General features: G+C 73.0%; 13 protein-coding genes. 9 read left to right on the top strand and 4 right to left on the bottom strand.

What is annotated here, in order from left to right; translation table 11 throughout:
* The 9 genes from DMH08_RS33990 to DMH08_RS33950 form a co-directional block, all read left to right on the top strand.
* The coding region (locus DMH08_RS33990) for a molybdopterin-dependent oxidoreductase (RefSeq protein WP_125620159.1) at window positions 1-627 on the top strand (627 nt) is incomplete at its 5' end.
* A complete protein-coding gene (locus tag DMH08_RS33985; protein ID WP_125620157.1) occupies window positions 614-1369 on the top strand; it encodes a cytochrome b/b6 domain-containing protein in 756 nt (251 codons plus the stop codon). The genes DMH08_RS33990 and DMH08_RS33985, both read left to right, overlap by 14 nt.
* A 153-nt stretch (window positions 1370-1522) precedes the next feature.
* Window positions 1523-1771 (top strand): hypothetical protein, encoded by a 249-nt coding sequence (locus DMH08_RS33980; RefSeq protein ID WP_051301333.1) that lies wholly within the window; start codon window positions 1523-1525, stop codon window positions 1769-1771.
* A gap of 169 nt (window positions 1772-1940) precedes the next feature.
* Window positions 1941-3473: a hypothetical protein gene (locus DMH08_RS33975; protein ID WP_034520599.1), complete on the top strand. Its 1533-nt coding sequence runs from the start codon at window positions 1941-1943 to the stop codon at window positions 3471-3473.
* A gap of 98 nt (window positions 3474-3571) precedes the next feature.
* Entirely contained in the window at window positions 3572-4774 is a 1203-nt protein-coding gene (locus DMH08_RS33970; RefSeq protein WP_233617972.1) for an SseB family protein, read from the top strand.
* 87 nt (window positions 4775-4861) lie between these two features.
* Window positions 4862-5212 (top strand): TY-Chap domain-containing protein, encoded by a 351-nt coding sequence (locus tag DMH08_RS33965; RefSeq protein WP_125620155.1) that lies wholly within the window; start codon window positions 4862-4864, stop codon window positions 5210-5212.
* A 72-nt stretch (window positions 5213-5284) separates the two neighbouring features.
* The gene (locus DMH08_RS33960) at window positions 5285-5875 is read left to right on the top strand and encodes an HhH-GPD-type base excision DNA repair protein (protein ID WP_125620153.1); all 591 of its coding nucleotides are present in this window, start codon (window positions 5285-5287) and stop codon (window positions 5873-5875) included.
* Between the two features lie 407 nt (window positions 5876-6282).
* Window positions 6283-8442, top strand: coding sequence for a SpoIIE family protein phosphatase (locus DMH08_RS33955; protein WP_233617971.1), 2160 nt, complete (start codon window positions 6283-6285; stop codon window positions 8440-8442).
* 266 nt (window positions 8443-8708) lie between these two features.
* On the top strand, window positions 8709-10337 hold the full coding sequence (locus DMH08_RS33950; RefSeq protein WP_125620150.1) for an RNA polymerase sigma factor: 1629 nt from the start codon (window positions 8709-8711) through the stop codon (window positions 10335-10337).
* A gap of 65 nt (window positions 10338-10402) precedes the next feature.
* Here the strand turns inward: DMH08_RS33950 and DMH08_RS33945 are convergent, their stop codons facing one another.
* The 4 genes from DMH08_RS33945 to DMH08_RS33930 form a co-directional block, all read right to left on the bottom strand.
* A complete protein-coding gene (locus DMH08_RS33945; protein WP_125620148.1) occupies window positions 10403-11146 on the bottom strand; it encodes a YaaA family protein in 744 nt (247 codons plus the stop codon).
* 318 nt (window positions 11147-11464) lie between these two features.
* Entirely contained in the window at window positions 11465-11695 is a 231-nt protein-coding gene (locus DMH08_RS42085) for a DUF7455 domain-containing protein (RefSeq protein ID WP_026404982.1), read from the bottom strand.
* A 119-nt stretch (window positions 11696-11814) separates the two neighbouring features.
* Window positions 11815-12888: an ABC transporter permease gene (locus DMH08_RS33935; RefSeq protein ID WP_026404981.1), complete on the bottom strand. Its 1074-nt coding sequence runs from the start codon at window positions 12886-12888 to the stop codon at window positions 11815-11817.
* Window positions 12885-13787, bottom strand: a complete 903-nt coding sequence (locus tag DMH08_RS33930; RefSeq protein WP_026404980.1) for an ABC transporter ATP-binding protein — start codon at window positions 13785-13787, stop codon at window positions 12885-12887. The genes DMH08_RS33935 and DMH08_RS33930 overlap by 4 nt, the downstream gene beginning before the upstream one ends.
* Window positions 13788-13901: the final 114 nt, after the last annotated feature.

The following is a 13901-nucleotide window of genomic DNA, read 5'->3' as shown; positions in this document are numbered from 1 at the left end:
GGGGTGGCGGTGGGCGCCTCCCTGCAAGACCGGGTGAGCCGGGCGCTCGCGCCCGTCGGGACGATCCAGGACGTCCTGCCCGCGGCGGGCGGGTTCCGCTACTACTCGGTGACGCCGAGCGTCGACCGGCGCACCGCGGCGTCGTACCGGCTGCGCGTCGGCGGGCTGGTGGAGCGGCCGCGGACGTTCCGCATGGCGGATCTCGCGCGGCTGCGCCCGACGGCCCTCACCCGCGACTTCCAGTGCGTGACGGGGTGGCGGGTCGCGGACGTGCGGTGGGCGGGCGTCGCGCTGCCCGATCTGCTGGACGCGGTCGGGGTGGCGCCGCGGGCGCGCGCGGTGCGGTTCACGTCGTTCGACGGCGTCTACACCGAGTCGCTGACGCTGGAGCAGGCCCGCCGCCGGGACGTCCTGGTCGCGACGCGGATGGAGGACGGGCCGGTCACGCACGACCACGGCGGCCCCGTACGCCTTTACGTCGCGCCCATGTATGGCTACAAGTCCCTCAAGTGGCTGGACGGCATCGAACTGACCGACGAGGTCGAGCCGGGCTACTGGGAGGAACGCGGGTACGACATCGACGCCTGGGTGGGGCGGTCGAACGGACGCGACGATGTACCCACCTGAGCCGTACCCACCTGAGCCACGCGAGCTTGGGCGGGGCGAGGCGTCCGCGCGGCGGCTCGTCCGGTTCACCAGGGCGGAGCGGTCCGTTCATCATGTGACCGGGCTGCTGATGCTGGTGTGCCTGGTGACGGCCGCGCTGCTGTACTTCCCTTTCCTGACGACGTTCGTGGGGCGTCGGGAGATGGTCAAGACCGTCCACGTGTGGTGCGGGTTCGCTCTGCCCGCGCCGATCGTGCTGGGTTTGCTGTCGCGGGCGTTCCGGGCGGACGTCCGGCGGCTGAACCGGTTCGCCCCGCACGACTGGGAGTGGCTGCGGCGCCGGGACCGCCGGGACGTGCGCGGCGGGCGCGGGATCCTGCCGGTGGGGAAGTTCAACGCGGGCCAGAAGCTGAACGCGTCGTTCACCCTCGGCGCGATCCTGATCATGCTCGCGACCGGAGAGATCCTCACGTTCCCCGGGCCGTGGCCGGACGCGTGGCGGACGGGCGCGACGTTCGTCCACGACTGGCTGTTCCTGATCGTCCTCGTGGTCACCGCCGGGCACCTGTGGATGGCGTTCGGGGACCGGGAGGCGCTCACCGGGATGCGCACCGGCCGCGTCGACGCCGGCTGGGCGCGGCGGCATCACGCGGGCTGGGCGGACGCCGCGGGGGCGCGGGCCGGCCGGGCGGGCGACGCGCACGGGGCGGAACGCGGAGAAGCCGGTCCAGAATTTGCGGAACGACCACCCGGCATGCCTTGACTCTCCCCGCAAAAAGGCTGGAATGGGACATCGAGGCAGGTGCGGGCGGGCGACCCGCGCGCCGTGATCGGCGCGGGCCGGACGGACGCGCGCCGCGCCTCGCCCGGCGAGCCGTCCCGCCCGCCGGAATCCCGTGCGCGGAGGTGTGCGCAGATGCCTGCACAGTTGCCTGCACCGGCCGGTCACCGGAGCGACGCGCTCGCCCGCCGGCTCTCGGACGAGTTCGCGAGCGTCTCCCCGGACGCCGTGCACCGCTGCGTGGCGGACGTCCAGGCCCGCATGTCCCACCTCGGTCTCGAGCCCACGCCGCCGCGCGTCGAGCGGATGGCGCGCGAGCACTTGACGGGCATGCTGAAATCCGAGCCGCCCTCGGGACGCTCCCCGGGCGGCGTCGACGGCTGACCCGGCGGGCGGGCCGCCGGGACCGGCCGCCGGACCGCGGGCGCGTTCCGGAGACCGGCCGCCCGGAATCTGACAAGCTAGGTGCGTGACTCCCCGCAGCCGCCACCGCTCCCCCGGGGAACCGGCGCAGGACGCGCCCTCCGGCGAAGTCGCGGAGATTTTCGACGGCATGCTCCACCACGCCCGCGAGCTGCTGGCCGTCCGCAGCCCGCTCGACGCCGAGCTGATCGTCAGCGAGATCCTCGGCTCGTGGTGGGGCCACCGCGTGCCCGGCGGCGACGTCGAGAAGGTCATCGGCGAGGCCCTCATCGGGTACGCCGAGCGCGCCGCGACGCCCGCCGCGCTCGCCCTGCTGACCGGCGTCGCCTACCTCGGCACGCCCCGGCAGTCCGCGCTGGCCGAGCGCGCCGCCCTGGGGCTGATGCGGCGCGGCGTCGCCCGCCCCGGCTGGGCCGACCGGGTCGGGACGGTGACGCCCGAGCAGTGCTTCGCGTCCCGCGACGTCTACGGCGACCAGGACTCGATCGTCTGCGTCTACTCCTACGGCGACGCCGAACGGCACGCGCTCGTCGTCCTGGTCGACCGGACGAAGGCCGAGACCGTCCCGGACCCGGGCGAACCGCCGGGCGTCCGGCGGGGGCGCCCGCCCGCGAGCGGGATGGTCCGGGACGCGTGGGTGTCGTCGCAGGTCGACAAGCTGCTCGACCACTGCCGCACGGAGGGCCGCGACAACCCGCTGATGCGGTTCGAGCAGCTCGACCCCCGCGACACCAAGGCGCTGCTGCAGAGCGCCTTGGAGCTCACCAACGAAGTCGAGGACCCGCCCGTCAACGACAACTTCGGGTCGTACCACGCGTTCGTCCGCGCGCGCGCCGGGATCCTCCCGCCCGGCGGGCGGCTCCCGCAGCCCCCGGTGTACGGGCGGGACCGGCGCGCCACGCTCGCCGCGCGGTTCCTGGCGTCCGACGAGGCCGAGGAGCTCTCGGACCGCTCCGCCGCGAGCCGCTGCGTCGACCGGATCATCGAGTACGGCTGCGCGCACGACTTCGGGCGCCCGCTGCGGGTCAGCCCCGTCAAGTGCGAGATGTTCCTGCTCGACTGGCTGCCCCGCAAGGTGCTGCTGTCCCCGAGCGAGCAGGAGGCCGCCCCGCACGTCCTGGCCGCGTGGGTGCGGTGGGCCGGGCGGCGCACGGGCCTGCCCGAGGAGGGCGTCCGCGCGACCCTGGACGCCGTCTGGGACGCCACCGCGACGTTCGCCGACGCCTACCGCGACCCGTCCGCGTTCGGCCTCGATCGGGAGATCGTCGACCGGCTGCTGCCCGACGGCGACCTCGAGGCGCTCCCCCGCCGCGCGTTCGCGCTGCCGTTCCTCACCGGCACCCACCGCAGCTCCGGGCGGCACGGCGCGATCGACCTGTCGGCCCTCGACCCGTCCGACCCGGACGACCGCCGCGTGATCCTCGAGTTCGAGCATCCCAGCGCGGGCGACGAGCACCTCGACGCCCACGAGCGCGTCACCGCCCGGCTGTGGGACGGCGACCCGCCCGAACTGTGGGAGACCGCCCAGGCGCTCCTGGACGACGGCTGGCCGCGGCACGAGATCCTGCACCGCCTCATCGACGCCGTGGACGACCACGGCGGCGACCCGCGGGCCCTCCGCGACGCCCTGCGTGGGCTGCGTCACGAACCCCCGCCGGGGTGACCCGCCGGTTTGCGCGCGGCGGCCCCGGCGACAATCATCGGTTTCCGGGCACGGTCTCCAGGGGGCGAGAGACCGGCCCCCGGCCGTAGGGAGTGATCTTGTTGGAGTGGTCCGAGTTCGGCCGGCGGCTGGCGCGCGAGCTGGCGGCGCTCGAATTGGACACGATCCTCATCGTCCGGGAGCGGGACGAGAGCCGGCACTACGTCCAGGCCATGCGGGAGCCCGACCGGCTCTACGCCGAGGCCGTCAGCAACAACTTCCTCGTCGGCCCGCTGCTGCTCACGCCCGCCGACGAGGAGGTCATGAGCGAGGCGGGCTGGCGGCCGCCCGCCGAACCGGCCCCCCGCAACTGGTGGACCGAGCTTCCCGGCGGCGGCCTGCCCGGCGACTTCGCGCGCCTCGCCGACGTGATGGTCACCGCGCTGCGGGACGTCCAGGGCGTGCGGCGCCCGTCCGAGCTGGTGTACGAGTCGTTCCACCGGCACGGCACCGGGCTGATCGAGCTGCCCGGCTTCGGCATCGACATCGCCGACCCGGCCCGCATCACCCGGCGCCGCGACGCCCACCCCGACACCGCGGCGGAGGCGTCCGCGCTCCCCGCCCTCCCGGCCGGGGGGCCGCCCGGCGCCGACTCCGACGGGCTGGAGCCCCTCCTCGCCGACGCGAAGGAGCGCGGCGACCACGGCACGTACTTCTCCCTGCTGGGCCGCGCCGACCTCGTCCTGCCCGCCACCGGCCCCGCCGTGGAGGACCCCGACCGCGCCGAGCTGCCCACGATCACCATCGGCACCGGCACCTACGTCACCGTGTTCACCTCCCCCGGCGCCCTCGCCCGCACCGGCGACCGCCACCCCGGCCTGTACCGCCGCACCTCGTTCGCCGCGCTGTCGGCCGGCTGGCCCGACCCGGCCTGGCAGCTCGCGATCAACGCGGGGCTGCCGAGCGAGGTCCTCCTCGACGTCACCGCGCTCGCCCGGCTCAGCGCCGAGCACGGCTCCCCGTCGGTGAACGGCGAGCAGGAGGTCCCGCAGACGACGATCGACGCCTACTCCGTCGAGGACCTGCAGAAGGCCCTCGACGCCGGGACCCCCTACTTCGACGCCGCCCCCGAACCGGAGGCGCTCGGCGCACCGCCCCGCGCCGCCGAACCCGCGGGCGTCCCGATCCGGCCGCCGCACGGCACCCGGCTCTGGCGGTGGAACGGCACCAGCGACCAGTCCCCGATGGCCGTCTACGACGCCATCGGCGGCGTCTGGGCGCCCGCCCGCGCCGACGCCGTGCCCGCGCCCCGCTCGGACTGACGGCCCGCGCGGCGCCGCATCCGCTAACGTCTTACTACCGCCGGGTACGGCGGCCCCCGCCCCCACGGACGTGAGAGTGGACCCGAGTTGGACTGGAACGACTTCGCCAAACGGCTGACCCTGGAACTCTCCCGTCTCCCCGTGGGGTCGTTCATCATCGTGCAGGCGCCGTCCGGCATGCCCTACGTGCAGGCGATGCGCGGCGAGGAGGGCATGGACGCCGAGGCCGTCGGCAGCGCCTTCCTCCCCCGCCCCCTCGGCCACCTGCAGGAGCGCCGCCTGCGGTCGCTCGGCTGGGAACCCCCGGACGACGCCCGCCGCCGCAACTGGTGGGACCACTTCGACGTCCGCGAGCCGGGCCGCCGCGACCGCGACGGCCGCGCCGCCGCCCGACCGGTGCGCCTTCTGTCGCTTCCTCCTCGTTCACGTCCCCATTAAGGCAGCACGACGCGGGCGCGAACAGGCCCGAGCCGCAGCCGTAAGGGTTCCGACAGATCTAAGCTGAGGGGCATGGCCACGAAGGTTCATCTCGCACAGCGGCCCGAGGCCGACGAACTGCTGGGGCGCAGCCCGCTCGCCGCGCTCATCGGCATGCTCCTCGACCAGCAGGTGCCGATGGAATGGGCGTTCTCCGGGCCCCACACCATCATGGAGCGCCTCGGCGCGGACGACCTGGACGCCCACGAGATCGCCGCCTGCGACCCCGAGCGGTTCGCCGCGCTGCTGTCGGAGAAGCCGGCCGTCCACCGGTACCCGGGGTCGATGGCCAAGCGCGTCCAGCAGCTGTGCCGGTACCTCGTGGAGCACTACGACGGGGACGCCGAGCGGCTGTGGAAGGACGTCGCCGACGGTAAAGAACTGTTCAAGCGGCTGAACGCGCTCCCGGGCTACGGCAAGCAGAAGGCGCAGATCTTCGTGGCGCTCCTCGGCAAGCAGTACGGGGTCCGGCCCGACGGCTGGCGCGAGGCCGCCGGCGACTACGGAGAGGAAGGATCGCGCCGCTCCGTCGCCGACATCACCGGCCCCGACTCGCTGGCCGAGGTCCGCGCGTACAAGCAGCAGATGAAGGCGGCGGCCAAGGCCGCGAAGGCGTCCGGGTAACGCCCCCGTGGGACGGGCCGGACGGACGGCGGACGCGCGGTCCCGCGCGGACTCGCCGAAGGACCCGAGATGCCCTCGTTCGGTGCCCGCGCACCGTAACATCTCCTACTCGCCGATCCGATGGGGCGCCGCCGGCGCGCCGCGGACCGGCGCGCAGCCCGAGGAGGTCGCCCATGGCCGGAGGACGACGATGCGTCCGGGGGTTCCGCAGGCGGCGAACCATCGGGATGATGAGTACCTGACTCCGACCGGTGTTGTGATGGAGGCGGGAGCGCTAACCTGCTCCCATTCACTCATAGTGATGAAAACTTGCCGCGCGGTACGGGATCTTCGGGGCGGAGGTGGTGTCCGTGAGCACTGAGACGTCCGTCCCGCATCCCCGCGTTTCAGGGGTGGAGGAGCAGCCCATGGATGCGTCCGACGCCGCGCTCTACGCGACCCTGCTGAAGGAGGCCCCCGGCGGCCTCGCCTTCTTCGACGCCGAGCTGCGCTGCCGCCGGGCCAGCGACGGGCTCGCCGCGCTGCTCGGCCGGCCCGTCCGCGACCTGCAGCAGCGCCGCCCCGCCGAGTGCCTGCCCGAGCCGCTGGCCGCCGCGTTCGAGACGGCGCTGCGCACCGTCCTCGCCGAAGGCCGCCCGCTGGACGACGAACTCGTCGTCCCGGCGCCCGACACCGGGCACGCCGAGCACACCGGGCACGCCGAGCACACCGGGCACGCCGAGCACGCCGGGCCCGCCGCGGAGGCGGCCGCCGGGGCGGTCGACGCGCCGCCCGCCGCGGCCGTCGGCGAGCGGGTCCTCGCCTGCGCCTGGCTGCCCGCGCGCGGCCCCGGCGGCGAACGCCCCGGCGGCGAGCCGCCCGGCGTCGTCCTCGCCGTCCTGGACGTCACCGAGCGCCGCCGCGCCGAGGAGATCGTCCGTCGCAAGGAGCAGCGCTACCGCTCGCTCGTCGAGGCCGGGGAGCAGGTCGTCTGGGTGGCCGCCGCGGACGGCCGGGTGCTCGACGACGCGCCCGAGTGGCGCGCGATCACCGGCCAGGCGCCCGACGAGTACGCCGAGGGCGGCTGGCTGTCGGTCGTCCACCCCGAGGACCGCCCCCGCATCGAGACGATCTGGGGCGGGGCCGTCGAGGAGAACCGCGTCTTCGAGACCAACTACCGCATCCGCACCAAGAGCGGCGCCTACCGGCACTTCGACGTCCGCGCCGTGCCGATCTGGGAGGGCGGCGCCGTCATCGAGTGGGTCGGCGCCAACACCGACGTCACCGGGCAGCGCGAGGCCGAGGAGATGCGCGGCCGGCTGACCGAGCAGCTGTCGGCCGCCGCGCTGCGCACCGCCCGGCTCCAGCAGGCCACCTCGATGCTCGCCGAGGCGCTCACCGTCTCCCAGGTCGTCCAGGTGATCACCGAGGTGGGGCGGTCGGCGATCGGCGCCGACTACTCCGCCGTCGCGCTGCTGGACGACGACAAGCTGCGGCTCAGCATCGTCACGCCGTCCCAGCCGGGCGGCGAGGACGACGCCGGGCACGACGCCGCCGAGATCAAGGTCAGCGACCAGACGGTCATGTCGATCGCGGTGCGGGAGGGGCGGCCGTTCCTGGCCGAGCACCCCGACAGCCTCCGCCTCCAGCTCGGCCGCGACGAGAAGGGGCTGTTCGCCCGGCACACCGAGGAGCGCGCCTGGGTGGGCCTGCCGCTGCTCGCCGCGGGCGCCCCGATCGGCGCCCTGCGGTTCTCCTTCACCCGCCCCCGCGAGATCACCGAGGAGGAGCGGGTCTTCCTGGAGGCCCTCGCCGGCCAGTGCGCGCTCGCCGTGGAGCGGGCGCTGCTGTTCGAGCGCGAGCACAAGACCGCGGAGGAGCTCCAGCGCAGCCTGCTGCCGAGCGACCTGCCGCAGCTCCCCGGCATGGTGCTCGCCGCCCGCTACAACCCCGCGACGCGCCACGTGCAGGTCGGCGGCGACTGGTACGACGTGTTCCGGCTGCCCGACGACCGGCTCGCCGTCGCGGTCGGCGACGTCATGGGCAAGGGCGTCCTCGCCGCGGCCGGCATGGGCCGCGTCCGCAACGCGCTGCGCGCCCTCGCGCTCAACGACCCGCGCCCGGCCGCCGTCCTCGCCGGGCTCGACCGGCTGTTCAGCGCCACCGAGGACGAGGAGCAGTTCACCACGGTCGCGTACGTCGTCATCGACCCCGAGACCGGGCGCGGCGCGTTCAGCAACGCCGGGCACCCGCCGCCCCTCCTGATCTCGCCGGACGCGCCCGCGAAGGTCAGCGAGGACGAGGCCGGGACCCCGCTCGGCTGGCCCAGCCCGCGAGAGCAGACAAGTTTTTCCATCGAAACCGGCAACACTGTCGTCTTCTATTCCGATGGACTTGTGGAGAACCGTAGACGTGGGGTGCACGCAGGTCTGGAGGAGCTGGTCGCCGTGGCCGAGGACGCCCCACCCGAAGTGGTAGGAGATCCCGAGAGACTCGTCGACTTCCTGGTCGATCGGATGCTTGCCGGATACGAGCAGGTAGACGATGTGACCGTGCTCGCCCTGCACGTCCCGCCCAAGCCCGCGTGAGATCGTCCGGACACGACGCGAAGACGTCACGAAGACGGAGCCGTACGTACGAAGGACCGTCCCGAGCCATCTAAGGTGGGGAGTTACCGGGTAGGACGTCAGAGGCGGAAAGCGCAGCCGTGCCAGAATGCTTGACCCAGTGAGAGCGGGTACGCTGCGGGTCCGCACCGGAGGTCCCGCCCAGTGTGAGGTCCCACCCCGTGTGAGGCCGGGCCCGTCAGGGCACTTGGGTATATCCAAGCCACACGTTCGTTCGAGAGGTATTTGTGTCGCCTGCTAGCTCGACCTCGAAAGCGTCAGATCTGCACGATCACGTCATCGCGCAACTGATCGAGCGTGGACGGTCCCAGGGAAATCGCCTCGACGCCGACGACATCCGCCGCACGTTCGAGGAAGCCAACATTCCGGTGTCGGCGGGCCGTGACATCCTGCGGAGCGTCAGCAAGGAGGGTGTGATCGTCATGGTGAGCGCTGCCGACTCCGCGGCGCCCAAGCGTTCGCGCAAGCGCGCGGCGCCCGCGACGCGCCGGCCCCGGACGGCCGCCGCGGCCAAGGAGCAGCCCGACACGGTGACCGCCGTCGTCGGCGACGCCGAGGGCGGGGCGCCCGAGGCCGAGCGTCCGGCCCGTCCGGCGCCCGCCAAGCCCGCCGCCAAGCAGGCGAAGCCGAAGAAGGCCGCCGCCAAGCCCAAGAAGGCCGCGGCCCCGAAGAAGGCCGCCGGCAAGGCCGCGACGAAGAAGGCCGGCGAGGACGCCGAACTCGAGGACGACGTCGACGTCGAGCTCGAGGACATGGGCGACGACCTCGAGGTCGAGCTCGTCGACGACGCCGCCGACGCCGAGGAGACGCCGGAGGCCGAGGAGGAGGAGCCCGCGAAGGCCCCCGCCGCCAAGCCCGGCACCGCGTCCTCGAACGACGAGGAGGGCTTCACCCTCAGCGACGACGAGGAGGACGCGCCCGCGCAGCAGATCGCCGCCGCCGGCGCGACCGCCGACCCCGTCAAGGACTACCTCAAGCAGATCGGCAAGGTTCCCCTGCTGAACGCCGAGCAGGAGGTGGAGCTCGCCAAGCGCATCGAGGCCGGGCTCTTCGCCGAGGAGCGGCTCGCCGCCGACGGCCCCGCCCTCTCCGAGGAGGACCTCGAAGACTACGAGTGGATCGCCGAGGACGGGCGCCGCGCCAAGAACCACCTGCTGGAGGCCAACCTCCGGCTCGTGGTGTCGCTGGCCAAGCGCTACACCGGCCGCGGCATGCTCTTCCTGGACCTGATCCAGGAGGGCAACCTCGGTCTCATCCGCGCCGTCGAGAAGTTCGACTACACCAAGGGCTACAAGTTCTCCACGTACGCCACCTGGTGGATCCGGCAGGCGATCACCCGCGCGATGGCCGACCAGGCCCGCACCATCCGCATCCCGGTGCACATGGTCGAGGTCATCAACAAGCTCGCCCGCGTCCAGCGGCAGATGCTCCAGGACCTGGGCCGCGAGCCCACCCCCGAAGAGCTCGCCAAGGAACTCGACATGACCCCGGAGAAGGTCGTCGAGGTGCAGAAGTACGGCCGCGAGCCGATCTCCCTGCACACCCCGCTGGGCGAGGACGGCGACAGCGAGTTCGGCGACCTCATCGAGGACTCCGAGGCGATCGTCCCGGCCGACGCGGTCAGCTTCACCCTCCTGCAGGAGCAGCTCCACTCGGTGCTGGACACCCTCAGCGAGCGCGAGGCGGGCGTCGTCTCGATGCGGTTCGGCCTCACCGACGGCCAGCCGAAGACCCTCGACGAGATCGGCAAGGTGTACGGCGTCACCCGCGAGCGCATCCGCCAGATCGAGTCCAAGACGATGTCGAAGCTGCGTCACCCGTCCCGTTCCCAGGTCCTGCGCGACTACCTGGACTGACGGCAGGCCCGCGAAGGCCCCGCCCACCCGGCGGGGCCGTTTCGCATGCCCGGACGCGGTCCCGGTCAGTCGTGCAGGACGACGTCCAGGTGGCCGTCGTTGAGTTCGGCCGTGTGGCCGAGGTCGGCGACGGCCTTCAGCAGCTCCTCCGGCGTCCGCGGGTCGGCGCCGGCGGCGAGGAGGCCGTGGGCGATCTCCCCGCGGGTCGCCTTGGCCATGTGGCTGACCACCGACCGCGCGGGCGCCCCGCCGACGATCCGCTCCCGGTACACCCGTACCGCCACGGCGGGCCGCGGCGCCTTCCACGCCGACGCGTACGGCCCGGAGCGCATGTCGACGACGAGGTCGCCGCCGGTCGACAGGGCGTGCCGCAGGGCGGGACGCCACAGGGCGGCGAGGCGGCCCAGCGGCGGGAGCGACACCCCCATCGCGAGCCGGTAGGGCGGGATGCGGTCGGTGAGGCGCAGCGCGCCCCACAGGCCGGAGAACACGATGATCCGGTCGGCCGCGGCGCGCTCGTCCAGACTCGGGAGGTCCAGGTTGTCGTACAGGACGCCGGTGTAGAGGCGGGCGACGGGCAGCGCGGGGGCCTCGCGGAGCGCCCGGTTGCGGGCGAGGGCCTCGTCCCGCTGCCCGGCGGGCAGGCCGAGGACGTCGGCGGCGTCGTCGCGGCCGGAGGTCTCGACCAGCGCCGCCAGGACGCGTTCCCGCACGGGGGTGAGCTCGGGGAAGCTCAGCGTCCCGAGGTCGAGCGGCGGCCCGTCCCCCGCGGCGGCCTTCTTCTCCGACGGCGGCAGCAGAATAAGCACGTTCCTCCTGCGTGGTGCGGTGTGCCCGGTGGACGAGCCGGTCGCGGCGGCCCGGCCCGCCCCGGCCGTCCAGCCTAGTGACGGCCGGCGCCTCCGCCGCGGGGACGCGGCGGGGCGCGGGTTCGCGGAAAGGGCGGTTATCGCTATCGGGTGCGGAACGCCGCTTCCTCGGGAAATTCCGGCGCTTCATCACTGCACCGGACAGGCCGTAATCGCATATCGTGATCAGTCAATTACTCTATGCGTTCGACCGGGAAAGGTGAACGGCGGCCACCGTCTCCGGTGACCGCCGTCCTCGGGTCGTTTCTATGGACAGGCTTACCGCTCGTCTTCGCGAGCCGTAGCCGGGGACTCGTTCAGCCTGTCGGTCTCGTCCTGAATGTCGGCCCCATTGGAGCGGAGAGCCTCACCGTACTTGCGTCCGTGGTGGGCGCAGAACAGAAGGTCGCCGCCGCCTACAAGGACCGCACGGACGTAGGCCTGAGCGCCGCATCGGTCGCATCGGTCGGCGACGGTCAGCGGCTTGGTCGGGGCAAGGGCTCCAGTCACGGCACCTTCCTCATGCTCGGGGTCGGTACTTAGGACAACATCTAACCCGACGTGGACGTTCCCAACCTGCTTGTTCGTACGCCCACAGCAGAATGGGCCTATTAGTGACCGACATCACATTAGGCGTCGTCCCATCGGAACAGCCGGACGGCGATCAGCGCACCGACGGCCGCGACGCCCAGCAGAACGCCGATTTGCGGCAGTGCGGACATCGGTCCGAGACCGCGTCCCATCACGTTCAGCATCCCCTCGTTCAGATATCGCAGCGGGAAGACGTACGAGAGCATCCGCATCCACTGCGGGGACGCCTCGAGCGGGAAGAACGACCCTCCGAGGAACGCCATCGGCAGGACGATGAGCTGGGTGACGGCCTGCGCGGTCTCCTGCGTCCTCGCCCACGCGCCGACCATCATCCCGATCGACAGGAACGCCAGGACGCCCGACAGGACCAGCGGGACGGCCATCCACCACGCCCCGCTCAACCGCAACCCGAACATCGGGAGCTGCGCCACCAGGACGAACAGCGCGAACTGGACGAGCGCGACCCCGAGGCTGACGGCGACGCGCGCCGCGAACACCGTCGGGATCGGGGCGGGCGAGAGCTGGAGCCGCCGCAGGATGCCCTTCGTGCGCCACGTCACGAGCGTCTGCGACGCCCCGAACACCCCCGCGGACGCCAGCGCCCACCCGAGCAGGCTCGGCGTGAAGAACTGGATCGCGTTCAGGGACTCGTCCTCGACCTGCTGCGTCGACATCGAGTACGCGGGCGGCCGCCCGGTGGCCGCGACGTTCGACGACTGCACGATCTGGTTCATCACGCTGCGCACCGTCCCCGCCCGCACCTGGTCGGCGGCGGAGTAGTGGACGACCAGCTCGTTGCCGCGCTGCTCCACCACCGCGGCGGCGTCGCCCTTCCCGACGTCCCGCAGGGCCTTCGCCCGGTCGGGCGCCGCGGTCACCTCGAGCACCTGGCCCAGCTCGTCCGGCGCCTCCGCCAGGGCGCGCTCCACGATGGGCACCGAGCCGACCCGCAGCACCTCCACCTTCGCGGTGGACTCGTTCCCGAAGACCCCCGCGAAGACCACCAGGAACATCAGCGGGAACAGCACCGTGAAGGCCAGCGCGCCCCGGTCCCGCAGGAACCCCAGGAGCATCGCTCGTGACAGGCTCTTGAAACTCGCGTAGCCGCTCATGCCCGGTACTCCCGTCCCGTCACGTCGAGGAAGACGTCCTCAAGGGTGGCGCCGCGGATCTGGACGCCGTCCAGCGCGTCCTTCGCGGCCATCGCGGCGACCACCGCGGACGGCTCCCGCGTCGAGATCGTCAGCGACACGCCGTCGTCGCCCGCCTCGTCCGCGGCGGGCAGCCGCCGGGCGTCCTCGACGGGCAGCACCCCGCTCGGCACGCTGATCCGCGCCGGGGCGTCCAGGCCGCGGACCAGGACCGCCGGCGGGCCCAGCCGCAGCATCCGCCCCCCGTCCATGATCGCGACCCGGTCGCAGAGGATCTCGGCCTCGTCCATGTAGTGCGTGGTCAGCACGATCGTGCGGCCGCCGGTGTTGATGCCGCGCAGCAGGTCCCACAGGTTGCGGCGCGACTGCGGGTCGAGCGCGGCCGTCGGCTCGTCCAGGAACACGAGCTCCGGGTCGTGGACGAGCGCGCACGCGATCGACAGCCGCTGCGCCTGCCCGCCCGACAGCTTCTCGACGCGCACGTCCGCCTTGTCGTCCAGGCCGACCGTCTCGAGCATCTCGTCCGCCCGGCGCGCCGGGACGCCGTAGAGCGAGCCGAACGTGCGCAGCTGCTCCCGCGCGGTCAGCCGCTCGAAGAACGACGACGCCTGCAGCTGGACGCCGATGCGCGGCAGCAGCCGGGGGTTTCGGGGCCAGGGCGCCGCCCCGAGGACCGAGACGTCGCCCTCGTCGGCCTCCCGCAGCCCCTCGATGATCTCGAGCGTCGTGGTCTTCCCGGCCCCGTTCGGACCGAGGATGCCGAAGAACTCGCCCTCGCCGACATCGAACGTGACCCCGTCCACGGCATGGACGTCCCCGTAGCGTTTGTGGAGGCCCGAGACCTCGATCGTGTGCGCCATGCCGAGGACACTAAGCAGCCGCCCCGCCCCGCACACCCGACCAAAGGTGGACATTTCCGATGTCCACCCACGGTTCCAGAACTCGTCGCCCCGCCCGTCCCGGCGCGGGCCGAG

The sequence above is a fragment of the Actinomadura sp. WAC 06369 genome (assembly GCF_003947565.1).
Taxonomy (GTDB): domain Bacteria; phylum Actinomycetota; class Actinomycetes; order Streptosporangiales; family Streptosporangiaceae; genus Spirillospora; species Spirillospora rifamycini.
This window is presented reverse-complemented; position numbering and strand designations above follow the sequence as displayed.

What these genes read in the sequence shown, in the direction of transcription:
- DMH08_RS33960 (WP_125620153.1), top strand. Translation starts at nt 5,285, where the DNA reads ATGGCCACGAAGGTTCATCTCGCACAGCGGCCCGAGGCCGACGAACTG.
- DMH08_RS33980 (WP_051301333.1), top strand. Translation starts at nt 1,523, where the DNA reads ATGCCTGCACAGTTGCCTGCACCGGCCGGTCACCGGAGCGACGCGCTC.
- DMH08_RS33985 (WP_125620157.1), top strand. Translation starts at nt 614, where the DNA reads ATGTACCCACCTGAGCCGTACCCACCTGAGCCACGCGAGCTTGGGCGG.
- DMH08_RS33975 (WP_034520599.1), top strand. Translation starts at nt 1,941, where the DNA reads ATGCTCCACCACGCCCGCGAGCTGCTGGCCGTCCGCAGCCCGCTCGAC.
- DMH08_RS33930 (WP_026404980.1), bottom strand. Translation starts at nt 13,787, where the DNA reads ATGGCGCACACGATCGAGGTCTCGGGCCTCCACAAACGCTACGGGGAC.
- DMH08_RS33935 (WP_026404981.1), bottom strand. Translation starts at nt 12,888, where the DNA reads ATGAGCGGCTACGCGAGTTTCAAGAGCCTGTCACGAGCGATGCTCCTG.
- DMH08_RS33955 (WP_233617971.1), top strand. Translation starts at nt 6,283, where the DNA reads ATGGATGCGTCCGACGCCGCGCTCTACGCGACCCTGCTGAAGGAGGCC.